We start from the raw sequence: 26,707 nt of genomic DNA on the forward strand, positions 1-26,707 counted from the left end.
AACTAGAGGAGCTGGAAACATTGGCAAAAGAGCAAACAGCGAAACACGATCATAAACATGACCACGATCACGACCACGATTCGAGTTGTACGGTACCGAAATTCAATACCGAAGATATTATTGTGCGCGCGGATATCATGGCTAAGACGAAAGAACTCGCAACGATGATCTTCACTTCGGAAGAAGTGCAGCAGTTCCAACGTGCCGAGAAGCAAATTCAAGGCAATGAGCGCGTGCAAGGATTGATTGCGCAAATCAAGAAGAAACAGAAAGAAATCGTTGCTTTCGAGACAACGTTCAAGAACGCAGATATGGTGGCTAAAATCGAGAAAGAGATCGAAGTGCTGCAAGATGAGCTGGATGGTATTCCGATCATTACGGAATTCCAACAAAGCCAAGCGGATATCAACTATCTGCTGCAAACGGTCGTTTCCGTTATTCGCGACACAGTTGCCGAGAAGATCTCAATCGAAGATGCTCAAGTTGAAGATCCGGAAGAGTGCATGTAGTTAGAGGCAATGAGAAAAACCTGCCGCGCGAGTCGAGTGCGGCAGGTTTTTCTGTTGTTATGCGGATTGTGGCGCGTTACTGCGGCGCCAGATTAGCGTGAGGGCCAGTGCAGCTAGAGCGAAGAGTCCGCCCAGCCAGAATCCGTAATCGCGACCAAAGGCTTCATTAATGAAGCCGGCTAGGAATGGGCCTGCGAACATGCCGATCGAGTAAACTGCTTGGTAGAAACCCATCGCCGTTGCGCGTTTAGAGGACTCAAACGGCTGTATGGCGAGCCCGAGCAGCAAGGGCAGGTGCATGCCCTGAGCAAAGCCGTTAAGCGCCTGTGTGAGAGCCAGCCATCCCAGCGAAGGGGAGTAAGCAATGGCAATCGTGCACACTGCACTAAGTGCAAAGCCGATTGCGATAACATTCCTGCTTCCATAGCGGGGTGCCAGAATTCGGCCTGTAAGCAAGGAAGCGATAGCATGCGGAACCATGAAGGCAATGACGATTAAGGTGAGCTGGCTGCTTGATGCCCCTAAGGATGTGGCTTTCAATGGCGTGAAACCAAACATCGTGATAAACAGAACGCAGTGAGCCAGAATAGACAGCGTCGATACCTGGATGAGTGAAGATGTCCGAACGACTTCACGCAGATGCTGCAGTGAGATCGGCGGTCGTTCTACCCCTTCGCGCGGCTCTTTAACGGCAAAGGAAAGCAGCAAACCGGCGATGCCGAGTCCGATTCCTGCGATAAAAGCAGCATTCCAGCTGTAAGCGCCGGCGAGCCAGCCGCTCAAGGTCATTCCGATTAATTGGCCGGAGACGGTCATGAAGCTGATATTACTCATTGCTTTCGTTGCTTCGGAGGAGGCATAGTAGGCTGCATACAATACAGTAAACGCTACCCATGCAGAGGCGCAAACGCCTGACATCATTCGTCCCGCTAGCGGCCACAGCCAGGAGCCGGGAATCGTGAACAATACACAGCTTAATGCACCGCTGACCATGCCCAGCATCAGGAATGGCTTTCGCTTATGAAGCTTATCGGAAGCGAGTCCGAGCGGGAAACGAACGAGCATCTGCGTGAAGCCGTAGCTGCCAAGCACGATGCCGATCAGTACATCGGCGTACCCGCTGCTTTTCATGAATGGTGGAAGGATCGGGACATAGACATAAAGCGTGGACCAATACAATAAAGTGACAACGATGAAAATAACATGGTCGGAGCGCGTAGTAGGTATAAGTGCAGCCTTAGCTTCAGCGGACAACGAAAATTCACTCCCTTTAAAAGTTGCATTAATCTCCTAACTTTATCCTACCAGTGTGTGGACGGGCAATGCTTTTTACAAAATGCTGTTTTCAAAGAAACTATTTGATGGTTAAAATCGTAATATGTTATAGGAAGTTTAACTAGAAAACGAACGACGAAACCGATACTGTACGAGTAGGAAGGAGAAGGAAATGGAGAAACCAGAAATTACACCTACACCTAATAAACGGTGGGCGAGAGAGATAAGGGACTGGATTCTCACGTTAGGCGTGGCGATGGTAGCCGCGCTGCTGATTCAGAACTACGCATTTGCCCAAACGGAAGTAAGAAATATTTCGATGCAAAAAACTTTAGTTGAAGGTCAACGGCTAATCGAGGACAAAATCAGCTACAGGTTCGAATCGCCGCATCGGGGGGACATTGTCATCATCAACGGACCCGAAAGTGACAAGCGACTCATTAAACGCGTGATCGGCTTGCCGGGAGATGTTCTAAACATAACCGGAGACGGCCATGTGATTCTTAATGATAAACAATTGGATGAGCCGTACATAAAAGGCCTCACCTTCTCAAACGGGCTGGGAATGCCCTACACCGTTCCGTCTAACACCGTATTCGTAATGGGCGATAATCGAGAAAACAGTCAAGACAGCCGCGTATTAGGCCCTATCGCCTTATCCAGCGTGGAAGGCCGAGCAGTATTCCGTCTATGGCCGCTGAATAAGTTCGGCGGGTTGGATTAACCGTGCCTTTTACATTTGCACATCCGCTCTTTGCGGTTCCGCTACGACGAATAAAGCCAACATGGGTAAGCGTTACGGGACTTATCCTGGGAAGCATGTCGCCTGATATGGAGTATTTTGTAGCCATGGAGCCCTACGAGAGTATTGGACATTCAATAGTAGGTTTTCTGGTTCAAGGTTTGCCCTTATGTTTAGCCTTCGCATTCGTGTTTCATCTCATGATCAAGCCGGTGCTGCCGAAGTTTCTACCGTCGTTCGGGAGAATGGACCAGTTTGTCAAAAGCATGTGCGTGGACTGGAAGTTAGATTCGATGCGCGCGTGGATTGTGTTTCTCATTTCCTTATTCATTGGTTATTGGACCCATATGTTTGTGGATGCTTGGACGCATGAAGGCGGTATTTTTGTCAAGACGTTCTCGTTCCTGCGCGAATATCATAACGGAGAGCCATTATATGCACAGTTGCAGATTGACTTCTCGTTGGTGGGGCTGTTTATACCGGGACTGATGCTCTTGTATCGATACTTTCGCTTCTTAGGCATGACACGGTCAACGGTTAAAGAAAAGCTCGCAGCTCCAAGCACGAAAATTGCCTTATGGTTAGTGATGCTCGCCACGACAATGATTACTTACAAGTTCAAAACGATGGTTATCCACAGGCATGATTTCGTCAGTCTCGTTGTTGTGGCACCATTGTCTTCGTTATTATTCGGATTCTATGTGGCTTCACTGCTCTATTGGGCCGTGAAGAAGCAGAAATTGTGGCATGCGCTCGTGTCACTTGCACTAATCGTTGCGGCTATTCTTGCGCTCAGAGTCGGTTCCAACCTAAGAGACACTTTATTCACAGACGGTATCCCTTATAAGTTTATTCATCCGCCTAAGGGAGTCTTTGATCCGCTCTGGAATGGATTTCTATGGTGCTGGAGTGCCGCGCTGCTGCTATCATGTCGGATTTTGATAAGAAGCCAGCATGTGGTCAAAGATGCATTCCAGTTGAAACAATAAGATTAAGCATGCATGAACGGGCTCGAATTGGGGAATTCTACCATCGCCTAGACTATGGAGGTGGAAGAATGAGACCATTAATTATTCTATTGATGACTTGTATGATGTTGCTCTGTGCCGTAACCCCTGTTTCTGCGGAACCGCCGTACGCAAAGTGGGGCAGACTCGCGATGAAAGAAACGATGCACCGCTATCATGCCGAAATCGTGGATTATAAGCATGTCGGGCGCAAAGTGGAGGAAGCGGGCATGATGACAGAAACGTTTCGCATGCTGCTGAACAAAGGCTCCCGCAAGTTCGAAGTGACCGTTCGCATTTGGTTTGAGCAGCATAGCGAGAAAGTCGTTCGTATTCAATTTATGGAAGACGGGAAAGTGGATGGCTTGCCTGCTTTTTCATCCATGATTTGAATCCAAGGACTGACTTCTTACGTATGACTCACTATACCGATTGGGAGGGATTTCGATGATAGTAACGACTACGCCTACGATTGAAGGACATCCGATTCAGCAATACCTTGGTGTTGTAACCGGGGAAGCGATTATGGGTGCAAACATAATGCGTGATTTGTTTGCCAGCATTACCGATATTGTCGGAGGACGCTCAGGTGCTTACGAGACGAAGCTGAAGGAAGCGCGTGACGTTGCTTTTAGTGAAATGCAGAGTCAAGCTGCAAGGCTTGGCGCAAATGCACTTGTCGGCATCGATATCGATTATGAGGTCGTACGTGAAGGTATGCTTATGGTTGCAGTAAGCGGGACAGCGGTACGCATTTAACGAAATGGATGGAAGGAGCAGCGTTCGCGGGAAGTAGCGGAAGCTGCTCTTTCTTATGTCGTTCTCTGGATGGACATTGGGCCTGCCAGAGGAGTAGAATGCAGGTATAGGTTTGAATATTATGCGTTAAGGAGCGATTGCAGGAAATGGGAGAAATAACAGCAAGTGAACTGGAAACCCGATTGCGGGAAGGCGAGAAATTGAGCGTGATCGACGTTCGGGAACCTGATGAGTGGGAATCCGGTCACATTAAAGAAGCGGTGAGCATCCCGCTCTCCGTCTTCATCGAACGACTAGGGGAATTGAATGATTTCGAGGAACCGCTGTATATGGTTTGCAGAAGCGGCAATCGCAGCGGCAAAGCTTGTGATTATTTGGCTGCGCAAGGGTATGAGGTCGTTAATGTGCTCGGCGGTATGCTGAGCTGGCCCGGTGAAGTGGCTACCGGGGAATAGCGTATGGATCAAGAGAGCACTTTCGCGCTTGCTGCGCGAAGGTGCTTTTTTTGTTTATATCATGAGTCGAACAACCCTGCCATATAGTGGAGAGTAGGACAGCTAGTTTGTTTGATTTAGGAGGTTCCTTATGCAGCAGCAACACGGAGACCAAGCGCTTGATTTGCGAATACACGGCATGAGCTGCACAGCCTGTGCAACCCGTATCGAACGGGCTGTAGGCAAGCTGGCAGGCGTATCCGGTGTATCCGTTCATTATGCGGCCAAATCAGCTTACATCACCTTCTCACCGGAACAAACGACACCGACATCCATTATAGAACGAATCGGACAGCTTGGATTTCATGCTTTCCTCTACGGGAAGGATGGTGACGGCACATCTGAACTCGACTCGCTTAAGGTGCGCGTCTTCGTAGCGGTGCTCTTCACGATCCCGCTGCTATGGACGATGGTGCATCATTATGCATGGCTGGAAGCCATTCCGGTTCCGTTGATTATTCAAGAGCCGCTGCTTCAGTTTGTGCTTGCAGCAATCGTGCAGTTCTTTATCGGGATGCCGTTTTACATTGGGGCATTCTACGCCCTTCGAGAACGAACGGCGAATATGGATGTACTCGTTGCGATTGGGACTACGGCTGCGTTCGCGTACAGTTATATCTCCATGATGACCGGGGGAGCGTTATATTTTGAAACGTCTGCGGTGGTCATAACCGCCGTGCTGCTCGGCAAGCTGCTGGAGGCGTCCGCATCGGAGCGGGTTATGAAGGAAAGCGACAGCTATGCCGCGCTCCAAACCAATGAAGCGATCGTCATTCGCGGTGGCAGCAGGGAGAAAACTTCTCTCGCCAAAGTGAGGATCGGAGATCACCTTATTGCAGCGGTTAACGAACCTCTCCCTGCTGATGGCATCATCGTCGAAGGACATTCGACGATGGATGAATCATTCCTAACAGGCGAGAGCGCACTTGTTGTGCGGTCTGCCGGCGATCAAGTGTACGCGGGTACAATTGTTCGCGGACAAGAGCTGCGAATTCGAGTCACGGCGACAGGGCCGGATACGATGTTAAGCCGGATTGCGGCGTTGACGCGCCAAGCTCAAGCGACGAAGTCCTCGATCGGGAGAAGGGTAGATCGGTTATCGGCTATTTTTGTACCTGTCATGATGCTGCTCTCTATAGCTACCTTGCTTCTCTGGCTAATTTGGCTTGAGCCGGGCAATTGGGGGAAGGCGTCGCTTCACGCGCTGGCTGTGCTTCTGGCTGCCTGTCCGTGCGCACTTGGCTTGGCAGCGCCGATTTCACTCGTATTGGCTACCGGTAAGCTTGCTCGCCGCGGCATTGTAATGAAGGAAGCCGGCGCGCTGGAGCGTCTGGCTCAATTAGATACAATCGTGCTGGATAAGACGGGGACGTTAACCGAAGGCAAACCTGCGTTAACGGAAGTATCCGCATTGTCCGGTTCACCAAGTGCGCTGCTGCGCTTAGCGGCATCGGCTGAGGCAGATTCGCAGCATCCTTTCGCATCAGCAATAAAGGCGGCCGCTAAGAGGGCTGGGTTAGTCATTCCGGAATCAACGGCATATCATTCGTTCCCTGGTAAGGGGATTGAGGCTGTCGTGGAGAGTAAGCGGGTTGAAATCGGAAATGCAGGTTTTGCCGCTGAGCGGAACTGGACGATGAACAGGGTTTTGTTAAGCTTCGTCAATCGTAAAGAAGAACTCGGGGAGACGGTCATTTATGCCGCGATAGACGGGGAGTGCGCAGGTGCGTTTGCCTTCACGGATCAAGTAAAGCGCTCCTCGACAGATGCGGTGACCGCGCTGGCAGCCGAGGGGATTCGGATTCTACTTGCCACTGGCGATCATCCGTCAGCAGCTATGAACGTAGCCAGGATCACGGGCATTGCAAAGGAAGATGTTCATGCCTCCATGCTGCCGGAGCACAAGGCGGAGCTCATTCGGGAGCTGCAAGCGGAAGATAGAGTCATCGCAATGGCCGGTGACGGCTGGAACGATGCTCCTGCACTTGCGGCCGCAGACGTCGGCATCGCGATGGGCGGCGGTACGGAAGCAGCGCTTCATGCCGGGCATATGACACTGCTTCGTTCGCGTCTGACAGGCATCTATGAGGCGTTTCAAATCAGTAGGCTGACGGTACGCAATATCCGTCAGAATCTAGGTTTTGCGCTGTTATATAACTCCATTGTGATCCCATTTGCAGCAGTGGGCGGCATAGAGCCGTGGATGGCCGGAACAGCTATGGCACTCAGCTCGGTCTCGGTCGTATTTAATGCATTGCGTTTAAACGGCCAAATGAATCGATTTCTTCGGAAACGAGGCCAAATATAGACATCTTAAATAGGTGATGGTATATTTACTCAAGCACAATTTCATAGTTTAGGAACAGGTGCTAAGCGTATGCCGTCGATTCAAGCATTTGAAGAATCGCGCAAGCTTAGCTTAAAAGGGAAGACCGGTGCAATACCGGCACGGACCCGCCACTGTAAGAAGCGTCGATATTGGATGGAGGTATGCTCGTCCATCTGCGGTCGACAATGCATCAATACGAAGTCACTGAACGATGGGATCGTTTGGGAAGACGTTGATGACAGAAGCTTCAAGTCAGGATACCTGCCTGTTCAGAATGAACGCTACCTACGAGGACTTAGGGAGGTGTTGGAGATGGGCAGTTTTGTATTGCCCGCTGATGTTCTAAGGAACGTAAGCATTTCTGACGCTCAAGTCGGAAATGCTTTTTTTGTGTCATTTTAGAATGACAGCCGTTTCTTCTTGTACGCAATTATAGAATAGGGAGAGTATGAATCAAATGAAATCAAAATTAATGCCATTAACTAAAATCGCATTACTAATAACCATGGCCGCGCTGCTGTTGATTACAGCTGCTTGCGGTTCGAAGGAAAATAACGGAACTCAAGCTGCCACTGAGAGTAATACCGCCAACTCGGCTGATCAGAATCAAACTACAAATAATGCGGCACAACATTCGGTATATCCGCTGACGTTGAAGGATGTAACGGGTACGGAGCTCACGTTCCAGTCGGCACCCGCGCGTATTGTTTCGCTGCTGCCTAGTGAGACGGAAATCGTCTATGCTGTAGATGCAGGGCCCTCTCTGGTTGCGGTAGATAATTACTCCAACTATCCGAAGGAAGCGGAGAGTCTGCCGAAGATCGGCGACATGGACGCCGATATTGAGAAAATCGTTTCGCTTAAACCAGACCTTGTGCTCGCCTCCTATACAATGGGAAAAGCCGTTGTCGATAAACTTCGTTCGCTTCAAATTCCGGTATTTGCAACAGATCCTAAGACGTATGATGCAGTCATGGAGAAGGTGAAGCAGATCGGTGAAATTTTGGATAAGAACGATCAAGCCGCACAGGTTACGGCTCATATGGAGCAAGTTAGAGAACAGGTTATTAATGCCGTTAAAGATGCTCCGAAACGGAATGTGTACTTGGAATTCGCACCGGGCTGGACAGTCGGTAAAGGAGAGTTTCTGGATGAACTCATTACTCTCGCCGGCGGTGTTAACATTGCAAGCGAGCAGGGCTGGTACGAGATTGATCCCGAGTCAGTCGTGAAATCGAATCCGGATCAGATTATCTATGCTTCCATGACGCTTGCCGAAGGTGAGAAGAATCCAATCCTAACCGGGATTGAGACTAGACCGGGCTGGGCAACGATTAATGCCGTTAAGAATAAGCAAGTATTTGAAGTTGATCAGGATCCGTTGACCCGTGTCGGACCTCGACTAGCCGATGGGCTGCTGGAGGTAGCGAAGAAGCTGCATCCGGATCTGTTCAAGTAAGATGAGAAAAAAGCTGTATGTTTATGGAGGAGCAGCGATGCTCCTTCTTGCTGTATCCGTCGTCGTCAGTTTGTCTATCGGCTCATCCAGATTGCCGTTGCTGAGCGTTTGGGGAATTCTGATTCATCAACTGCCATGGATGGAAGATCCGAGTGGTCTCTATGATGCAAGCGATATTGCAATTGTGACTCAGCTGAGATTATCCAGAGTCGTATTGGCCATGCTTGTCGGATCTTGTTTGGCGCTTGCCGGTTCCGGGTTTCAAGGTGTGCTTCGAAATCCACTGGCCGATCCGTTTACCCTTGGTGTCGCAACAGGGTGCTCGGTAGGCGCGGCGTTTATGATCGTATTTGGTTATCAGACGGTAATCGGTTTATGGACTGTCCCGCTAGTCGCGTTCACAACAGGAATAATTACACTCATTATTGTATTTGCACTCTCGCGAGCAAGAGGTGCGATTAACGTCGAGACGCTAATCTTGTCCGGTGTAATCGTTCAAGCGTTCCTTGGCGCTTTCGTGACGTTCATGGTTTCGATGTCTCAAGGCGTTATTAACGAAGCCTTATTCTGGCTAATGGGCAGTCTTAGCGCACGGAGCTGGGAGCATGTCCGGTTGATCGTACCGTTTCTCATTGTCGGGCTGCCGGTGATGATTCGTTACGGGCAGCATCTCAATTTATTCGTGCTGGGTGAGCGACATGCCGCGCATTTAGGTGTAAATGTTGAGCGTACGAAGCTGATCGTTCTTATCGTTTCTACTTTATTGACGGCTGTTGCGGTTTCGATTGCCGGTGTAGTAGGATTCGTAGGGCTAGTTGTGCCTCATCTCCTGCGCCTCCTTGTCGGTCCTGATTATCGCTTGATTATTCCGCTGTCTGCCGTAGGTGGTGCAATTTATCTCCTATGGGCGGATACGCTCGCTCGGACTGCACTCAGCCCGAAAGAAATTTCGCTTGGCGTGGTGACGGCGCTTATCGGTGCACCGTTCTTTGCCTATCTGCTCTATCGGCGCAAGGTGCTGCAAGGAGGGTCGCAGGCATGATCGAAGCAAGGCGATTATCCAAAATAATTGCGGACAAGCAAATTCTGCGCGAGATTAGTTTCTCGATGCGGGAAGGTCGAATGTACGGCATTATCGGTCCCAATGGCGTCGGTAAATCTACGTTGCTCCAGCTGCTAACAGGAATGGAACCGCCCACTTCCGGCGAAGTGTGGTTGAGGGAGCAGGCAGTTGCTGCATATAAGCGCAAAGAACTGGCGAAATGGGTCGCCGTGCTGCAGCAAGGCGGACTTCCGGCGGTTGGTTTTACGGTTCGAGAGGTAGTCACGATGGGGCGTTTTCCCTACCAGAATTGGCTGGGTGAGGAAACCTCCGGCAGCGGTGATGTGGTCGACGATGCACTTGGAGCCATGGGACTGCTTGAACTGCAGCATCGACGGATCGATCAGCTTAGTGGAGGCGAGCGTCAGCGCGTTGCTTTGGCAAAAGTGATGGCGCAGGAGCCGGAGCTGCTGCTTCTCGATGAGCCGACCACTTATCTGGATATCGGCTATCAGGTCCAGCTGCTGGATACGGTGAAGAAGTGGCAGCGCGAGCGGGGACTTACAGTAATTGCTGTACTGCATGATTTGAATTTGGCTGCGCATTACTGCGATGAATTGCTCGTATTACATAATGGAGGCATAGAAGCTTTTGGGCCTCCTTCGGAAGTCATTCGGCCTGAGCTCATTCTAACGGTATTTGGCGCCAGATCCATCGTGCTGCCGCATCCGGATACCGGCGTACCCCAGCTATTACTGCAACCCGGCGTGCAACCAGGGGAATACGTTCGAGGTGAATGACAATGGTTTCGCCTTGCGAAGCTCCCTTCGAGTGGACAGTTCCATGACGGTGTTCAGCCGATATTTTAGTTGAAAAGGGCATTGGAAAAGGAGAATTAGCATGAAAAACGAAATTTATTTAACGGGGTTAATTGAACGAATTCAGCCACTATACGTGGAGCATATGGAAGCAGCGCAGCTGCATTTGGACAATTTGACGAAACCGCCCGGCAGCTTGGGAAAGCTGGAGGAAATCGCGAAGCAAATAGCTGGCATAACCGGCGAAATCACGGCTGATTTATCGAAGCGTGCGGTTATTGTGATGGCTGGTGATCATGGTGTATGCGAAGAAGGAATTAGTGCTTTTCCCGCTGAAGTAACACCTCAAATGGTATTGAATTTTCTCTCAGGCGGTGCATGCGTGAACGTACTTGCCAGAGCTGCAGGTGCCGATGTGTTCTGCGTGGATATGGGCGTGAATGCGGATTTGGAGCATCCGTCATTGCTTACCTGCAAAACCCGTAAGGGCACTGCGAACATGACAAAAGAGCAGGCGATGACGCGCGATGAAGCGGTCGCGGCTATTATAGATGGCTTTCATTTGACGGAAAAGCTTGCTGCTGACGGCTATCGCATGTTCGCAACGGGCGAAATGGGGATTGGCAATACGACGGCAAGCGCCGCGCTCTGCGCGGTGCTCGGCAGCATGACGGCAGATGAGGCGGTTGGACTTGGTACCGGCATCAACGAAGAGCGGCGTTTGCATAAGGTCGATGTGGTCAAGCGGGCACTCGCCTGCAACGCGCCTACTTCGAGCGATCCGATCGGTACGCTGGCAAAAGTAGGCGGACTTGAGATTGCCGGATTGGTCGGCGTCATTCTCGGCGCCGCCGCCAATCGCTGTCCGGTTATCATTGATGGTTTTATCTCTTCGGCAGCGGCGCTTGTGGCAGCCTCGATTGCACCGCAATCGGCGGCGTTTATGCTCGGCTCACATCTCTCGCAAGAGCAAGGACACCGCAAGCTGCTCGCTCAGATCGGCCTATCGCCGATGATTCATTTGGAAATGCGGCTTGGCGAGGGGACGGGAGCCGTGCTTTGTTTCCATTTTGTCGATGCGGCACTTCGTATAATGCGGGAAATGGCTACGTTCGAGAGCGCCGGTGTTTCGCGCGAGTAGCTGCCTATAGCAATTGGTGGAACGAGAGGTAGGGGAGAACATGGCGATATTCATTACCGGCGGTGCACGGAGCGGGAAGAGCGGCTTTGCCGAAGCGTACGCGAAGAAGCTGGCTAAGCGGGGCATCTATGTCGCCACATCTCAGATATGGGATGAGGAGATGAAGGAACGGACCGATCACCATCGGGATTCGCGCGAGCGGTCCGGGTTTGCTTGGCAAACGATTGAGGAGCCTTATGATGTGGCGGAGCTGTTGGTAAGGCTCGAGGCGGAAGCGGTGGTTGCGGGAGAGGGGCGAGACCATGACCATGGGCGTCCGGCCGTTATCGTCGATTGTCTTACGTTATGGTTGACGAATCAGATGCTTCGACTAGGTGAATTCGATGCGAATGACGGAGAGTCGTACCGCTATGATTCCGGTGCACTCTCAGCGGAGGTTAATCGACTTATTGATGCTGTTTCCAGCTACACCGGTTCGCTTCTGCTAGTGACGAACGAGGTAGGCAGCGGGATCGTGCCTGCTTATCCGCTCGGACGCCAATTTCGCGACGAGGCGGGGCGAATGAACCGCAAGCTGGCTGCATGCGCAGAGCAAGCATTGCTAGTGGTGGCCGGAATCCCGCTTGATTTGAAGGCGCATGCTTTTGACCTGGGGGAGGATTAGCATGCTTAGCCGAATACTGAAAGAACAGCTGCAAGCGGCTGGAACCGCATTTCAACTGCTGACGAGAATTCCGATCCCAGTCGTGATCCCATTCACGCCGGAGGTACTTGCGCGAAGCGTCATCTACTATCCCGTTGTAGGTGCAGTGATCGGCGGTGCTGTGGCGTTGGCTGGCATGCTGCTTCATGACGCAGTGCCAGCGATGCCGTCTGCCGTTATTCTGCTCGCGGTCTGGATTGCGCTTAGCGGCGGACTGCATACAGATGGGCTGATGGATACCGCGGATGGGGTGATGAGCCACCGCTCCCGCGAGAAGATGCTGGATATTATGAAAGACAGCAGGGTCGGCGCGATGGGCGTATTGACGGCGGTGCTGCTGTTATTGTTTAAATTCTCCAGTTTGTCGGCTGTAATGAACGTATCGGAGCTGGACTGGCGCTGCCTCTTCCCTCTGATCATGATGGCTTGCGCCTGGAGCAGGTTATGGATTGTCCTCGCCATGGCAGTGTTTCCGTTCGCAAGGCCAAACGAGGGGATGGCATCGTTGTTTCGAGCGGTGCGCTTTCGTCATGCCGCGTGGGCTGTGGTGGTGACCATTTTGCTGGCGGCAGGTTCATGGCTTGTATGGCCGAGTGCTGGGCTTCAATCGGCGTTGGTTACGCTGCTGCTGCAAGGCGGTATCGCGGTTGCCGCGGGTTGGATTCTCGGCATTTGGCTGACCCGCAAACTGGGCGGTTTGACCGGAGATACCTATGGAGCCATGTCTGAAATCATAGAATCGATTCTGCTGTTTAATCTAATGTTGGTTTTGGTGTAATTGGAGTCTCGTTTACGCATTGCGATCGAGAAACGATAAGGGACGACCTGCGGTTATCAAGACTGCAAGGTCGTTCTTTGTATGTCCAAATGGGACTTTCGTTGAGATTTTGCTATTCGACCAAACAAATACATAACAAATTGCAACATCTGATTTACGTTTGACAAACTGTTTGCTATGATTGGTTTACAACAAGCGGCAAATTTGGACTCATTCATCGAAATGCGCTCAAAGACCGATCAATAGGCTGAGATACCTAAATTGTGCACAGAATGGACTGGTCCGAATGAGAGGAAAAGTGAAAATCCAGGAAATCGCCGATTTTGCGGGCGTTTCAAAGTTTGCAGTGTCGCGCGCGCTATCTGGCAAGAATGGCGTGAGCGAGCGAACGAGAGAAATGATCATGAAAGCGGCAGGCCAGCTCGGATATTTCAAAAATAATGAGCCCGCCCGGTTTACGGGAGAGCTGAACGAGCATGAGGACATGAAGCGGAGCGGAACCATTGTCGTCCTGTTTCCGAACGTGCGATATCAGAATCGGGATTCCGTGTATTGGGGTCCTGTATTTGACGGCGTCAACGCGAGATTGAGCCAGCGGGGCATGGACATCATTACGCTGACCGAACCGTCCGGCGAGCATGTATTTTCGCTTCTCAAACCCGAAGCCATCCAGGGCGTCATTACGATCGGCTCTGTCTCGACTCAGATTCTGCTCGATATTAAACGAATGAATATCCCTGTCGTGATGATCGACCACAGTGATCCGGCACTCCATTGCGACACGATATTCTCCGACAATTTCAGCTGTGTACAGGAGCTCATGACGAAATTAATAAGCAAGGGCTACCGGAAGTTCCAATACGTTGGGAGCATCAATGATGCGCCTAGCTATTTCGAGAGATGGCTTGCCTTCCGCACGACGTTGGAAAGCTATCAGATCGAATTGAATCAAGACCCGCAGTTGATCGGTCCCGACGCTCAAGATATGTATCTCTTATTCTCCAAGATCAAGCTGGGAGAGCTGCCTGAGGTATTCGTCTGCGCGCACGACGTGAATGCAAGGTATTTGATCGAAGAGCTGAATAAGCTGCAGATCCAGGTTCCGGAACAATGCGCCGTTACCGGCTACGACAACACCTGCGACAATTATCCGATTCTTGCAACGGTTAATGTGAACAAGGAATTGCTTGGAATGAGAGCTGTCGATCAGATCCTGTGGCGGATCCTTAATCCGAGCTCGTCCTATGAGAAAAAATTGATTTACGGCGATATCATTATTCGAGATGCCTATGCTCATCCCATTACGAGCATGGAATCCGTTATGTGAATTGATATATGGAATCCTTAAGGCCCATCTGAATGCGTCGAAGCGCGTTCCGGCGGGCTTTTTATATGCCGTTAGGTATGCATAAATACCTAACAAAATAACAATTACATAACACTTTAAAAACATTCGAGAATTTTATTTGTTATTTTAACCAAAATTTAATTGACTGTTTTTGGCAGGTGATGCTATGCTTGGCATGTGCTTTTGGAAATGTTAGCCTAACGGTGGTGGTGAGATAACATTAAACGATGAAATGTAAACGTTTACTTTGGGGAATCTGGTAAAGAAAGGCGGTTCGGAGGCGGATTGGCTTGTGCTCCGAAGTGCGGCAAGACAAACAAATAGGAGGTTGTTTTGCAATGAGAAAAATGAAAGCACTTACAATCCTGTCTGTCTCGTTAATGCTTACTCTAAGCGCGTGCGGAGGAGGCAACAGCAATAACAGCAGCAATGTCTCAAACACAACCGAAAGCAACACTGCAACCAACACAACGACCGAACCTGCCTCAAACAATGCCGCAACCGAAGAAAATAACGCAGCGAACGAGCCTGTGGCTGAAGCCATCGATTTAGGCGGCCGCACAATCAAAATCTCCATGTGGTGGGATGGCAAGCCAAAAGGTGAAACGGCCGGCGAGAAAGCCTCCTTGGCGAAGATTGCAGAACTCGAAGAAAAATATAACATGAAGCTCGAATTCGTGAACATTCCGTTCGATCAATACATGGACAAGTTCACGACCGCAGTGCTTGCAGGCGAGCCTATGGCCGACATTTCGATGATGGAGTTCAAACGCTCGATCGCGCCAATTAAACAAGGCTTGGTACTTCCGCTTACGGACTTCACAACGGCTGATAACGACATCAACAAAGAACAGAAGCACGTTCAGAAGCTGCCGGCAATCGGCGGAACGGAATATTCGTTCAACACGCCTGGCATTTCGGCAGTGGGCCTGTACTATAACCGCGATCTAATCAAGAAGCTTGGCTTGCAGGATCCGCAGGATCTGTACAACAACGGCGAATGGACTTGGGAGAAGTTCATGGAAATCGCGAAGCAAGCAACGACCGACTCCAACAACGACGGCAAGAAAGATACATGGGGCTACGCAGGCTGGGCAGCTGACGCGGCTCGCCACATCGGCGTAACGAACGGCGCGCTGTTCGTTGCCGATACGGACTTATCGCTAGGTTTTACAGATCCGAAGATGTCTGAAGCGCTTGAATTCGTTAACCGTCTCTACAATGTGGAGAATGTCGTGAAAGTGAAATCCGGCAATAAAATGGACTGGAACGAAACAAATACGTTCAAAGACGGCGATGTCGCCATGTCAATCAACTATGACTGGAACATGGGGGATCTGACCTTCGAGGTTGGTCTCGTGCCTAACCCGGCAGGTCCGCAAAGCGACGGAAAATATACCTTCGCGAACACGGCGCAAAATGGTTACTTTATTCCAAAAGGAACGAAGGACCCGCAAATCGTGTACCAAATTTTCGAAGAATTGCAAGATATCCCTGCGACAGAAGAGTATCTCGGTCAAGACTGGCTTGAGGCTCGCTTCAAGAACGAAGCTGACATCAAGATGGCGATCGAGCACGTAAACGGTACTGGCCGCCTTTCGATTGAAGAAGGCGTTGCAGACTTCCCGTTCTTCACGATCATGGATGACATTATCGTCAAAAATCAATCCGTAGCGGCAACGCTTGAGAAGTATAAGACAAACGGCCAAGCTGCGTTGGATAAGCTGAAATAAGCTGATTGGAGCAGGATTGGCAACTAAGTAGAGGGGCTGCCGACAAATCGGTACAGCCCCTTTTGTTTCACCAATTCCCGGATGCTACTTCAACCTATCATGCGATCATAACAACCTAACTGTCCAGTTAGTTCGTTAGGTGAAAAAATATGAGGTTGGCCGCAGATCAAGTCGCCGCATAGGAGGGCTGACATTGAAAGGAACTGTTCGAAAGAAGAAGTTGACTTTATGGTTGATCGGCATCATCGGAGCGGCCGGACTAATTGTGCTCTGGTCCCAGCTTGGGGCAGACAACGTTAGCGGTGCTGGCGGGAAGTCGACGTTCGTCAGCGGTTCGTGGACCTCGCTGCAGCAAGAACGAGGCGATTACACGTCGTACCTGGCCAAGAATGAAAGTGCCGGGTTCCCTGATCGCGAAGTGATCATCCATGCTTCCGATTATGCGAAGGCGGAAGGCGATGACATCGAGAAGCTCGACAATTACGAGGGGATGGGCGGTACTTCGCTCAAGACCGGCGAACAAGGGCAAGTCGACTGGACGGTGAATGTCCCGGAAGCGGGCTTCTACAATATCTCGGTAAAGTACTATCCTATCAAAGGAAAAAGCTCCAGCATCGAGCGTTCATTGTTGATCGACGGAGAGCTGCCGTTCGAGGAAGCGGGTTATTTGCAATTCGACCGCATTTGGGACAATGAGCTGGATCAGGTGAAGCGGGATAACCGCGGAAACGACCTGCGCCCGCAGCAGTTTGAGCGGCCCGAATGGCGCGAATTGCTGCTCAAGGATTCGAACGGCTACTACGCGGATCCTTTCCGGTTCTACTTGACCGCCGGAACGCACACGCTCTCATTCGTATCGCAACGCGAGCCGATGGTCATTCGGCAGCTGCGCTTGTATCAAGACAAACATCCCGCGCTATATGAAGAAACCGTTAAGCGATACAAGCAGGAGGGCTTGAAGGAAACAGACGGCCAGCTCATTACGGTTCAAGCCGAGAATGCGCGCGCCAAGTCTTCTCCGACGCTCTATCCGCAAACCGAACGAGCCAGCGCAGCCGTACAGCCGTATAGTCCGGAGCTCATTCGGGTGAATACGATCGGCGGCTACAATTGGCGAATGCCCGGACAGTGGATTGAATGGGCAATTGACGCTCCGGAAGCAGGATTATACAAGATCGCCTTTAAAGCCAAACAGCAATTCGTCCGCGGCATCTACTCGACGCGCACGCTGTACGTTAACGGAGAAGTGCCCTTCCGGGAAGCGGAGCAAATTCCGTTCCGCTATAAGAGCGGATACCGCATCGACGTCATGGGAGGAGACGAGCCGTATTTGTTCGAGCTAAAGAAAGGCAAGAATATCATCCGCCTTGAAGACACGCTCGGCGAATTTGCGCCGCTCATCCGCGAAGTGAAAGACAGCTTGTTCAATCTCAACGAGATGTACCGCAAAGTCATTATGATTACGGGCGCATCGCCGGATAAGTTCCGCGACTACCGCGTGGACGAGCAGGTTCCGAACCTGTTGAAGACGTTCAAGTCGGAGGAAGAAAGACTGACAGCCGTCAGCAAAGAATTGAAGAGACTGTCGGGCGGAAGCAGCGATTCCGAAGCGCTTCTCAAGACGATGGCGCTGCAGCTTGGTGAGCTTATCGATAATCCGGACACGATTCCGCGCCGCCTTGCCGCTTACAAGAGCAACACGGGCGGTCTGGGCACTTGGCTGCAGAAGGCGCTCGAAATGCCGCTGCAAATCGATGAAATCTATGTCGCTTCGCCAAATAAGAAACTTCCTTCCGCCGGTGACGGTTTTTTTACGAGACTTAGCCATGAGATCACAACGTTCGCGTATTCCTTCTTCATTGATTACAACCAGATCGGCAATGCGTCCGATGAGAAGAATCCGCGTTCCATTACCGTGTGGATCGGAAGCGGGCGCGACCAGGCGAATACGCTGAAAGCGATGATCGACGAAACCTTCACGCCGGAGACCGGCATTAACGTGAATCTGAAGTTGGTGCAAATGAATACGCTGCTGCCGGCTACGCTTGCAGGCCAAGGGCCGGATGTCGCGATGCAAATCAGCAACGATATTCCGGTGAATTACGCGATGCGCAAAGCTGCGGCAGATCTGTCGCAATTCCCGGATTACCAGGAAGTAGCTAATTGGTTCCGCCCAAGCGCATTAGTGCCATTCACCTATCAGAAGGGCGTGTATGCGCTGCCGGAAACCCAAACCTTCAATATGCTTTTTTATCGGAAGGACGTTCTGAAAGAGTTGGGCCTTGAAGTGCCTCAGACTTGGGACGATATGTATAAGCTGCTCGCAGTGCTGAACAAGAACCGGATGCAGCTTGGCATGCCGATTACGACTCCGGCGACCTCCGTGCCTATTCCAGGCCAGAACATTCCTCCCAATGCCATCTTTGCTACCCTGCTCATGCAGAATGGCGGGCAATTTTACCGGAATGAAGGCAAAGAGTCTGATTTGGATTCCAGAATCGGGGTCGAAACGTTCAAAACCTGGACCGACCTCTACAGCGATTATAAGCTCGAGCGCGAATTCGATTTCGCGAACCGCTTCAGAACAGGTGAAATGCCGATCGGTATCGTCGATTACACGACGTACAACCAGCTGTCTGTATTCGCGCCGGAAATTCGCGGCATGTGGGGTTTCGTTCCGATTCCGGGTACGAAACAGCCGGACGGCACGATCCGCAGAGATACGCCGAGCAACGGCAGCGGCACGCTGATGCTTAATGAGGCGAAGGATAAGGACGCCGCATGGCAGTTTATGAAATGGTGGACCGGCGAGGATGCGCAGACGAAGTACGGCCGCGAGATGGAGGCGCTTATGGGCGCATCCGCCCGCTATCCGACCGCGAACGTCAAAGCGCTTGACAGCTTGCCTTGGCCAGTGGCCGATTATGACAGCTTGAAAGAGGAATTCGAGTGGGTCCGCGGCATTCCGGAGGTTCCGGGCGGTTACTTCACCGGACGGCATTTGCAGAACGCATTCTTGAAAGTCGTCGTCGGTGCGAATACGGAGGCGCGCGAAGCGATCCTCGATTACGCGCAGTATATCCAAGATGAAATTCGCGCGAAACGCAAAGAATTCGGCCTGCCGGAATAAAGGAGAAGTCCAAATGTCAAATATCGATATCCCGAATCAACGAACAACGACTATGGCAGGAAAAACGCCGACGAGAACTCCGAGCTGGTGGGCTGTCAAATGGGAGATCATGAAGGGGCATAAGCATTCTTATATCTTGATGTCGCCTTATTTGCTGCTCTTTGCCGTATTTACAGTGCTGCCTGTCATTATGTCAATCGTTATTAGTTTCACTTACTTCAATATGCTTGAATTTCCGCGTTTTATCGGCTGGCAAAATTATGGCCGCTTATTTCTGGAGGACGACGTGTTCCTAATCGCGGTCAAGAACACGATCCTCTTCGCGGTTATTACGGGACCACTCAGCTACATCGCCTGCTTCGTGTTTGCATGGCTCATTAATGATCTGCGGCCGAAGCTGCGCGCATTCATGACGCTCGTGTTCTATGCGCCGTCGATCTCGGGAAACGTGTATTTCCTGTGGCAGATGATCTTCTCGGGCGACCGTTACGGCATCGCGAACGGTTTCTTGATTAAGATGGGGGTGATCCTGGACCCGATTCTTTGGCTGAAGACGGAAAAGTACATTATGCCGATCGTCATCCTCGTTCAATTATGGCTCAGCTTGGGTACCGGCTTCCTTGCCTTCATCGCTGGATTGCAGACCGTCGATAAGACGCTCTATGAAGCAGGCGCCGTCGATGGCGTCAAGAACCGTTGGCAAGAGTTATGGTATATTACGTTGCCGTCGATGAAGCCTCAGCTGATGTTCGGCGCCGTCATCCAGATAACGGCGTCACTCGCCATCGCGGACGTTTCCATCTACTTGGCAGGCTTCCCGAGCGTGAACTATGCCGCGGAAACGATCGTCACGCATCTGATCGATTTCGGTACGATCCGATTCGAAATGGGTTACGCTTCCGCGATCGCGACCGTCTTGTTCCTTCTGATGCTTGGCGCGAATTTGGCGGTTCAACGACTTCTCAGGAAGGTGGGGAATTAACCGCATGAAGCTTGCGCTAACGCTTCGCAAAAAACGCGTAAACCGTTCCTTCGTCGGAACGTTCTGGCTTACGGTATTTCTGGCTCTCGTTGCTTCTTTTATGGCGCTGCCGCTCGTTTATGCCATTAATGCGGCGTTCAAGCCGCTGGACGAAATTTTCTTGTTCCCGCCGACCTTGTTTGTCAGACATCCGACCACGAGCAATTTCATTGATTTGATGACGCTGCTCGGTCAATCGTGGGTCCCGTTTTCGCGCTATATTTTCAATACGTTCTTCATTACCGGGATGGGAGTAGTCGGGCACGTCTTGCTGGCTTCCGCCGCAGCCTATCCGTTAGCGAAGCATCGTTTTCCAGGCAGCAAGATCATCTTTACGATCGTCGTACTGTCGCTGATGTTTACGCCGCAGGTTACGGCAATTCCGAACTATATGGTCATGTCCTGGATCGGATTAATAGACACGTACTGGGCGGTCATCGTGCCAGCCTTCGCGTTCTCGCTCGGCCTCTACTTGATGAAGCAGTTCATGGAGCAAATTCCGGACGCGCTTCTTGAATCGGCGAAGATCGACGGGGCGAACGAATACCGGATTTTCTGGCAAATCGTCATGCCGAACGTGAAGCCGGCTTGGCTCACGCTCGTCATTCTCTTGTTCCAAATGCTTTGGGGGACGGATGGCAACGGGTTCATCTACAGCGAACAGCTGAAAACGCTGCACTATGCGTCCAATCAAATTATTTTCGGCGGGATCGCCCGTGCAGGCGTCGGCTCGGCTGTCGCATTGATTCTCATGAGCGTACCGATTGCCCTGTTCATATTCTCGCAGAGCCGCATTATCGAAACGATGACGACGTCCGGCATGAAGGACTAGAGGGGGTGGAAGCGTGCAAAGAAAGAGAGTGCTCCTGCTTGCCGCGATAATAGCGCTGGTGATGACGATCGTTGTACCGCCGCCGCCAGCCTCGGCAGCTGCGCCTTATGAAGCTTACAATTACGATTTCTACGGGGATGCCGTGCCGCTGCCCGCCCCATACTTGCCGGACAGCGCGATTACCGGAAGCAGTTTGGGAGTCGGCGAATTCAATCAGCCTAACGACATGTATGTGACGCAAGACGGCACCATGTACATCCTGGACAGCGGCAATGCGCGCGTGGTCATCGTTGACAATCAATTAAACGTCAAGCAGATCATTGCCAAGTTCGACAATAACGGCAAGGAAGATGGCTTCGCGGCGCCGGAAGGGCTGTTCGTCTCGGAGAAGAATGAAATCTACGTCGCCGATACGGAGCACAATCGGGTCGTCGTGCTCTCGAACGACGGCAAGTTGATCAAGATCGTCGAAAGCCCGAAGTCGGATATTTTGCCGAAAGACTTCAAGTTCGTGCCGCTTAAGGTAACGGTTGACAGCGCAGACCGATTATTCGTAGTTGCCCGCGGCGTCTTCGAAGGCATCATGCAGTTCGATGACAAGAGTCTGTTCATGGGCTACGTCGGTACGATCAGCGTATCGCCAAGCCTGTGGGAGCGGCTCTGGAGATCCTTGTCCACGAAAGCGCAGAAGCAGCAGATGGAGCTGTTCATCCCTACCGAATTCGCTAGCGTCGATATTGACGGCAAAGGGTTCGTCTATGCGACCGCCATCGATAACACGTCGGATGAAACGATCAAACGGCTTAATCCGTCCGGCCAAGACGTGCTCAAACGGTTTGGCTACTGGCCGGTCAAAGGGGATATCCGCTTCCGGAGGTTCGGCAATAATTCGGGACCTTCGAAGCTTACCGACATTAAGGTGCTTGACGGCGGCATGTACGTAGCGCTGGATTCGAATCGCGCGCGTCTGTTCACGTACAATGACGAAGGCGACTTGCTCTATGCTTTCGGCGACAGGGGCAACCAGCTTGGCGTATTTAATACGCCGGTCGCCGTGGAACGGATCGGCGATAAGCTCGCCGTGCTCGACCGGGGCAAGAACAATATCGCGGTCTTCCGTCCCACGGAATTCGGCAGCCTGGTCCGTCAAGCAACGATTCAGCATTACAGCGGCAACGATGACGAGGCCGTCAAGATATGGAGCCAAGTGCTGCATCTGAATACGAACTACGAGATTGCTTACCTGGGCATCGGCAAATCGCTGCTCATGGAGAAGAAGAACGAAGAGGCCATGGAATACTTTAAGCTCGGCATGAGCCGTAAAAACTACTCCGTCGCTTACAAACGCTATCGCCGAGAAGTGATGAAGGACAACTTCGGACCATTCATGACGGTGCTGATCTCGCTCGTAGCCGCATTCGTCGCGTTCCGCATCGTCAGGAACGCTATAAGAAGGAGGACTGTGAAACGTGAAGCAGGATTATATTAAGTTTCCGCTCCATCTCATCTTGCATCCGTTCGACGGATTCTGGGACATGAAATACGAGAGCAAAGGGAAGGTCAACGTTTCCTTGGCCATTCTCCTGCTGCTTGTGCTGACGCTCATCCTGCAGAAGCAATTCGCGGGCTTTCTCGTCAATTTCGTGGATCCGAGATCGTTAAACAGTCTGGATGATTTGCAGTTCACGGTGCTGCCGTTCTTCCTTTTCTGCATAGCGAACTGGTCCATCACGACGCTGATGGAGGGCGAAGGCAAATTCAAGGATATCATTATGGCAACCGGCTATGCGCTGCTGCCAATGGTGCTGCTCAATCTGCCGATCACGTTTATAAGCCGGTTCATGACGCAGGAGGAGACGCCCTTCTATTGGCTGGTAAACAGCGTGGCGACCATCTGGTTCCTCCTTCTGCTGTTCATTGGCATTATGACGGTCCATCAATATACGCCGGCTAAAGCGATTCTCACGCTGGCGCTGACCGTGATCGCGATGGGATTCGTCGTATTCCTCGGTACGCTGGCGTTCAGCCTGGGGCTGCAAATATATTGGTTCGTTTATGATGTATATCGCGAAATCATATTCCGTACGTAAAGGAGGCCGCACCCTTGAATAACCGAATGAAATGGTATGCGGCGCTGGCTTGTATCGGGATAGCGGGTATCTCGGCTCTCGCCTATTACCAGTCTACTAAAGGAGCGCCTGCGATCGAGGTACGTACCTATATGCAGCCGGACGATAAGCCGGCCGCGGCCTCAGAGCTCAAGTATTTGCCGGATCGCTCGCCTGCCGTTCCGGGCATGAAGCTAGCGGCCCAATCGGATACGCTGGCGCTGTATTTCAATCCGGACACGACCGAGATCGCGGTGCTTAACCGAATCAGCGGCAAAGTATGGCGGAGCAATCCGGAGGATTTGGGTTCGGACGCTAAAGCGTCGCCTTTCGAGAAGGATCGGCTGGCCGCCCAGATCACGATCAATTATAGGGATTCGATCGGAACGCTTGGATCGATAACGAACTTTACGGATAGTATCGCACGCAAGCAGTTCAAGGCCGAGGGCATCGAGAACGGCATCCTGCTTACGTATACGATCGGGGACACGTCGCTCGGCATCGATGCGCTGCCGAAGAGAATCAGCAAGAAGCGCATGGAAGAGAAGGTCTACAGCAAGCTTGATGAAGCGACGGCGAAATACGTAGGCAACCGGTATTTCCCGCTCGAGAACAATCCGGAGGTGCTGGAGCGGCTTGATACGGCAGTATCCAGAGCGCTCGTGCTCAGCAGAATGCTGGATGCTTTTGCGAAAGCGGGTTATACGGCAGAGGATTTGGCTGCCGACAATCAAGAGAACGGCTTGGCTGTCGAAAGCGGAGCGAGCCGTCCGAACTTTACGGTTCCGATCGAGTACCGGCTCGCCGGCGATGAGCTGACGGTTCGCGTGCCTGTTCAAGACATTCAGGAAAGCAAAGGCTATCAAATCCGCACGGTGGAGCTGCTCGACTTCTTCGGCGCTGCCGGTTCCGATGCGAAAGGCTACATGCTTGTGCCGGATGGCTCCGGAAGCTTGATCGAGCTGAACAACGGCAAGACCAAAGAAGAGGTCTATGCCCAGCGCGTCTACGGCGAAGACGAGAACAACAACTCCCGTCGCCGAGGGCAGCTGTCCGAAGCCGCACGCCTCCCGGTATTCGGCATGAAATCCGGTGACGACGCCTGGTTCGCCACGATCGAGAAAGGCGAAGGTATCGCCAGCATCAACGCCGATATTAGCGGCCGCAAAAATTCGTACAACTATGCGTACGCGAGCTTCGCCATCCGCGGGGAGGATGAGCTCGAAATCTATAAAGGCAATAAGGTAGACGAGATTCAGCTTCTGACCGAGGATTCCTTCAAAGGCGATCTTCAGGTCCGCTACAGCTTCTTATCCGGCGACGAGGCGAATTACTCCGGCATGGCAAAACGCTATCGAGAAAAGCTGGTACAGGATAAAGTGCTGCAGCCGAATGAATCGCAAGGCGGGCTGCCGTTCTACCTCGATGTGCTGGGGGCCGTGGACAAACAAAAGTCGTTCCTCGGCATTCCGTATAAAGGGCTCATGCCGATGACGACGATCGAACAAGCCGGACACATGGCCGAGCAGCTGGAGGCTGCCGGCGTTTCCAACATCCAAATGCGCTATGTCGGCTGGTTCAATGAAGGCGTCGATCACAAAATCGCGAAGAACGTCAAATTGGACAGCGAACTTGGCAGCAGGACCGAGCTGAAGCAGCTGTCCGAGAAGCTTGAAGCGATGGGCGGCCGTTTATATCCGGATGTCGCGTTTCAGCATGTGCTTCGCGAGAATCGCAACTTTAAGCCGGCCTCGGATGCGGCGCGCTTCGTAACGCGCGAGCAAGCGATGCTTGCGCCAATCAATCGCGCGTTCAACGCGATGGACCTTTCGCTTGGCTCCTTTTACTTGCTTTCTCCGGCCAAGCTGCCTTACTTCGTTGACCAATTCATCGACAGTTATGACGGCTACGGAATCGATGCCGTTTCGCTCCGGGATATGGGAGACTTGCTGCAGGCCGATTACCGGGTTAGCCGCGTCATATTCCGAGATGTCGCGAAGAACATCGTTACGGAGCAGCTAGGCAAACTGGACAAGAGCTTTCCTAATATGCTGCTGACCGGCGGAAACGCCTACGCGCTGAAATATGCGGATGGGCTGATCGACGTACCGATGGCCTCCAGCGGTTTTGGCATTACCGATCAGGAAATTCCATTCTACGAAATGGTCATACACGGGTACAAGAATTATGCCGGCTCTGCCGTTAATCTGGATGACAATCAAGATTTGACCTACCATTTGCTGCGTTCGCTAGAGTATGGAGCCGCGCCGCATTTCTTCTGGTCCTATGAATCGTCGTCCAAGCTGAAATTGACAGCATACGAATCGTTTTTCTCGACGCATTATACCGATTGGCTCAAAGCCGCTTCCAGTCTATACGGCAAAGTAAACGATGCCCTCGCCGGTTTGCAGAACAGAACGATTGCAGAACATGTCCAGCTTCAACCCGGCGTCGTGCAAGTGCGCTATGACAACGGTACCTCCGTTTATGTGAACTACACGGAAAAGCCGGTTACGGTCAATGGCATTCAAATCGCAGCCAAAAATTTCTCGGTAGGCGGTGATAATTCGTGAACCTCAGACGATTAACCTTGTCGCAAAAGCGTGCATTTCTCGGAGTCGCGTTTATTACGCCTTGGCTGCTTGGCTTCGTGTTCCTGTTCGCGACGCCGCTGGTTCAATCCATCCGATTCAGCTTCAGCGAGCTGAAGGTGGCTCCGGGCGGGTATTCGCTGGACTTCATCGGACTGAAGAACTTTACCGATGCGCTCTCGGTTGATCCCAACTATAACCGGATCCTTACCGAATCGTTAACGGAAATGGCTTGGAACGTGCCAATGATCCTGTTCTTCAGCTTATTTACTGCTGTCATGCTCAACTCGAAGTTTAGAGGCAGGTCGATCGCGAGAGCGATATTCTTTCTCCCGGTCATTCTCGCTTCAGGCGCCGTAGCCGCAGCTCAATCCTCCGGATTGATTCAGTTGACGGGCAGCTCCGAGGTCGCGCAGGAATTAGGTCTTGCACAGAACGGCTTCGACCCGCTTATGCTTGCTTTTATGCTTTCCGATGCGGGCATGCCGACCCTTTTCATCGAATATATCATCGATGCCGTACAGCGGATCTATGAGATCATAAGCAGCTCCGGCGTCCAAATTCTTATTTTTCTAGCGGCGCTTCAGTCTGTACCTGTCACGATGTATGAGGTTGCCAAGATGGAAGGGGCAACGCCTTACGAGACCTTCTGGAAGATTACGTTCCCTATGGTAAGTCCGCTTATTCTAACTAACATCATCTATACGATCATCGACTCCTTTACGGAAAGCCAGCTAACGAGAACGATCTACACCACGGCATTCCAAGCGCAAAATTTCGGTCTGAGCGCAGCGATGTCCTGGATCTACACCATCGTCATCAGTTTGATTCTCATAGTCGTCGGCATTCTGGTTTCCAGGAAAGTGTTCTACTATAACTGAAGCAGAA

The 26,707-nt window shown here is 51.6% G+C and carries 23 protein-coding genes and 1 riboswitch; of the genes, 22 read left to right on the plus strand and 1 reads right to left on the minus strand.

The window, feature by feature from the left end; translation table 11 throughout:
- Positions 1–20: 20 nt before the first annotated feature.
- A complete protein-coding gene (locus tag AC50Y3_RS12835; protein WP_494819102.1) occupies positions 21–509 on the plus strand; it encodes a YlbF/YmcA family competence regulator in 489 nt (162 codons plus the stop codon).
- 57 nt (positions 510–566) lie between these two features.
- Here AC50Y3_RS12835 and AC50Y3_RS12840 read toward each other — a convergent pair whose 3' ends face one another.
- Entirely contained in the window at positions 567–1,763 is a 1,197-nt protein-coding gene (locus AC50Y3_RS12840; RefSeq protein WP_494819103.1) for an MFS transporter, read from the minus strand.
- A 193-nt stretch (positions 1,764–1,956) separates the two neighbouring features.
- On the opposite strand from AC50Y3_RS12840, the gene lepB reads away from it, so the two are divergent.
- From lepB to AC50Y3_RS12945, 21 genes are all read left to right on the plus strand, one after another.
- Entirely contained in the window at positions 1,957–2,508 is a 552-nt protein-coding gene (gene lepB / locus AC50Y3_RS12845; protein WP_494819104.1) for a signal peptidase I, read from the plus strand.
- A 2-nt stretch (positions 2,509–2,510) separates the two neighbouring features.
- A complete protein-coding gene (locus AC50Y3_RS12850) occupies positions 2,511–3,515 on the plus strand; it encodes a DUF4184 family protein (RefSeq protein ID WP_494819105.1) in 1,005 nt (334 codons plus the stop codon).
- A 68-nt stretch (positions 3,516–3,583) separates the two neighbouring features.
- Positions 3,584–3,925, plus strand: coding sequence for a DUF3889 domain-containing protein (locus tag AC50Y3_RS12855; protein WP_494819106.1), 342 nt, complete (start codon positions 3,584–3,586; stop codon positions 3,923–3,925).
- Between the two features lie 55 nt (positions 3,926–3,980).
- A complete protein-coding gene (locus tag AC50Y3_RS12860) occupies positions 3,981–4,292 on the plus strand; it encodes a heavy metal-binding domain-containing protein (protein ID WP_210661392.1) in 312 nt (103 codons plus the stop codon).
- Between the two features lie 146 nt (positions 4,293–4,438).
- Positions 4,439–4,747, plus strand: a complete 309-nt coding sequence (locus tag AC50Y3_RS12865; protein ID WP_091218217.1) for a rhodanese-like domain-containing protein — start codon at positions 4,439–4,441, stop codon at positions 4,745–4,747.
- A gap of 130 nt (positions 4,748–4,877) precedes the next feature.
- Positions 4,878–7,094: a heavy metal translocating P-type ATPase gene (locus AC50Y3_RS12870; RefSeq protein ID WP_494819107.1), complete on the plus strand. Its 2,217-nt coding sequence runs from the start codon at positions 4,878–4,880 to the stop codon at positions 7,092–7,094.
- Between the two features lie 39 nt (positions 7,095–7,133).
- Positions 7,134–7,398: riboswitch (cobalamin riboswitch) on the plus strand.
- Positions 7,399–7,572: 174 nt separating this feature from the next.
- On the plus strand, positions 7,573–8,574 hold the full coding sequence (locus AC50Y3_RS12875; protein ID WP_494819108.1) for an ABC transporter substrate-binding protein: 1,002 nt from the start codon (positions 7,573–7,575) through the stop codon (positions 8,572–8,574).
- A gap of 1 nt (position 8,575) precedes the next feature.
- Positions 8,576–9,616 carry a FecCD family ABC transporter permease gene (locus AC50Y3_RS12880; protein ID WP_494819109.1) on the plus strand — a complete coding sequence of 347 codons (1,041 nt, stop codon included), beginning with the start codon at positions 8,576–8,578 and terminating at the stop codon, positions 9,614–9,616.
- Positions 9,613–10,416, plus strand: a complete 804-nt coding sequence (locus AC50Y3_RS12885; protein ID WP_494819110.1) for an ABC transporter ATP-binding protein — start codon at positions 9,613–9,615, stop codon at positions 10,414–10,416. Before AC50Y3_RS12880 ends, AC50Y3_RS12885 begins: the two co-directional genes overlap by 4 nt.
- Positions 10,417–10,516: 100 nt before the next feature.
- Positions 10,517–11,575: a nicotinate-nucleotide--dimethylbenzimidazole phosphoribosyltransferase gene (gene cobT / locus AC50Y3_RS12890; protein WP_494819111.1), complete on the plus strand. Its 1,059-nt coding sequence runs from the start codon at positions 10,517–10,519 to the stop codon at positions 11,573–11,575.
- A gap of 40 nt (positions 11,576–11,615) precedes the next feature.
- Entirely contained in the window at positions 11,616–12,239 is a 624-nt protein-coding gene (gene cobU, locus AC50Y3_RS12895) for a bifunctional adenosylcobinamide kinase/adenosylcobinamide-phosphate guanylyltransferase (RefSeq protein ID WP_494819112.1), read from the plus strand.
- A gap of 1 nt (position 12,240) precedes the next feature.
- On the plus strand, positions 12,241–13,056 hold the full coding sequence (gene cobS / locus AC50Y3_RS12900; protein ID WP_494819113.1) for an adenosylcobinamide-GDP ribazoletransferase: 816 nt from the start codon (positions 12,241–12,243) through the stop codon (positions 13,054–13,056).
- Between the two features lie 286 nt (positions 13,057–13,342).
- On the plus strand, positions 13,343–14,383 hold the full coding sequence (locus tag AC50Y3_RS12905) for a LacI family DNA-binding transcriptional regulator (RefSeq protein ID WP_494819114.1): 1,041 nt from the start codon (positions 13,343–13,345) through the stop codon (positions 14,381–14,383).
- Between the two features lie 359 nt (positions 14,384–14,742).
- On the plus strand, positions 14,743–16,137 hold the full coding sequence (locus tag AC50Y3_RS12910; protein WP_494819115.1) for an ABC transporter substrate-binding protein: 1,395 nt from the start codon (positions 14,743–14,745) through the stop codon (positions 16,135–16,137).
- A gap of 193 nt (positions 16,138–16,330) precedes the next feature.
- Positions 16,331–19,267, plus strand: a complete 2,937-nt coding sequence (locus tag AC50Y3_RS12915) for an extracellular solute-binding protein (protein ID WP_494819116.1) — start codon at positions 16,331–16,333, stop codon at positions 19,265–19,267.
- Between the two features lie 109 nt (positions 19,268–19,376).
- Positions 19,377–20,249, plus strand: a complete 873-nt coding sequence (locus AC50Y3_RS12920; RefSeq protein WP_240548257.1) for a carbohydrate ABC transporter permease — start codon at positions 19,377–19,379, stop codon at positions 20,247–20,249.
- 4 nt (positions 20,250–20,253) lie between these two features.
- Complete coding sequence (locus tag AC50Y3_RS12925) at positions 20,254–21,120, plus strand: carbohydrate ABC transporter permease (protein WP_494819117.1); 867 nt, start codon at positions 20,254–20,256, stop codon at positions 21,118–21,120.
- Positions 21,121–21,133: 13 nt separating this feature from the next.
- Positions 21,134–22,609, plus strand: a complete 1,476-nt coding sequence (locus tag AC50Y3_RS12930; protein ID WP_494819118.1) for an SMP-30/gluconolactonase/LRE family protein — start codon at positions 21,134–21,136, stop codon at positions 22,607–22,609.
- A complete protein-coding gene (locus AC50Y3_RS12935; protein ID WP_494819119.1) occupies positions 22,590–23,210 on the plus strand; it encodes a Yip1 family protein in 621 nt (206 codons plus the stop codon). Before AC50Y3_RS12930 ends, AC50Y3_RS12935 begins: the two co-directional genes overlap by 20 nt.
- Before the next feature lie 14 nt (positions 23,211–23,224).
- Positions 23,225–25,801, plus strand: coding sequence for a DUF5696 domain-containing protein (locus tag AC50Y3_RS12940; RefSeq protein ID WP_494819120.1), 2,577 nt, complete (start codon positions 23,225–23,227; stop codon positions 25,799–25,801).
- Complete coding sequence (locus tag AC50Y3_RS12945; protein ID WP_494819121.1) at positions 25,798–26,700, plus strand: carbohydrate ABC transporter permease; 903 nt, start codon at positions 25,798–25,800, stop codon at positions 26,698–26,700. Before AC50Y3_RS12940 ends, AC50Y3_RS12945 begins: the two co-directional genes overlap by 4 nt.
- Positions 26,701–26,707 lie beyond the last annotated feature (7 nt).

The organism is Paenibacillus sp. J22R98, from assembly GCF_059383835.1.

Bases quoted from the DNA above. Each gene is read 5' to 3' on its own strand.
- AC50Y3_RS12880 (WP_494819109.1), top strand. From the start codon at position 8,576: ATGAGAAAAAAGCTGTATGTTTATGGAGGAGCAGCGATGCTCCTTCTT.
- AC50Y3_RS12925 (WP_494819117.1), top strand. From the start codon at position 20,254: ATGAAGCTTGCGCTAACGCTTCGCAAAAAACGCGTAAACCGTTCCTTC.
- AC50Y3_RS12870 (WP_494819107.1), top strand. From the start codon at position 4,878: ATGCAGCAGCAACACGGAGACCAAGCGCTTGATTTGCGAATACACGGC.
- cobT (WP_494819111.1), top strand. From the start codon at position 10,517: ATGAAAAACGAAATTTATTTAACGGGGTTAATTGAACGAATTCAGCCA.
- AC50Y3_RS12855 (WP_494819106.1), top strand. From the start codon at position 3,584: ATGAGACCATTAATTATTCTATTGATGACTTGTATGATGTTGCTCTGT.
- AC50Y3_RS12885 (WP_494819110.1), top strand. From the start codon at position 9,613: ATGATCGAAGCAAGGCGATTATCCAAAATAATTGCGGACAAGCAAATT.
- AC50Y3_RS12875 (WP_494819108.1), top strand. From the start codon at position 7,573: ATGAAATCAAAATTAATGCCATTAACTAAAATCGCATTACTAATAACC.
- lepB (WP_494819104.1), top strand. From the start codon at position 1,957: ATGGAGAAACCAGAAATTACACCTACACCTAATAAACGGTGGGCGAGA.
- cobS (WP_494819113.1), top strand. From the start codon at position 12,241: ATGCTTAGCCGAATACTGAAAGAACAGCTGCAAGCGGCTGGAACCGCA.
- AC50Y3_RS12860 (WP_210661392.1), top strand. From the start codon at position 3,981: ATGATAGTAACGACTACGCCTACGATTGAAGGACATCCGATTCAGCAA.
- AC50Y3_RS12920 (WP_240548257.1), top strand. From the start codon at position 19,377: ATGAAGGGGCATAAGCATTCTTATATCTTGATGTCGCCTTATTTGCTG.
- cobU (WP_494819112.1), top strand. From the start codon at position 11,616: ATGGCGATATTCATTACCGGCGGTGCACGGAGCGGGAAGAGCGGCTTT.
- AC50Y3_RS12905 (WP_494819114.1), top strand. From the start codon at position 13,343: ATGAGAGGAAAAGTGAAAATCCAGGAAATCGCCGATTTTGCGGGCGTT.
- AC50Y3_RS12865 (WP_091218217.1), top strand. From the start codon at position 4,439: ATGGGAGAAATAACAGCAAGTGAACTGGAAACCCGATTGCGGGAAGGC.
- AC50Y3_RS12910 (WP_494819115.1), top strand. From the start codon at position 14,743: ATGAGAAAAATGAAAGCACTTACAATCCTGTCTGTCTCGTTAATGCTT.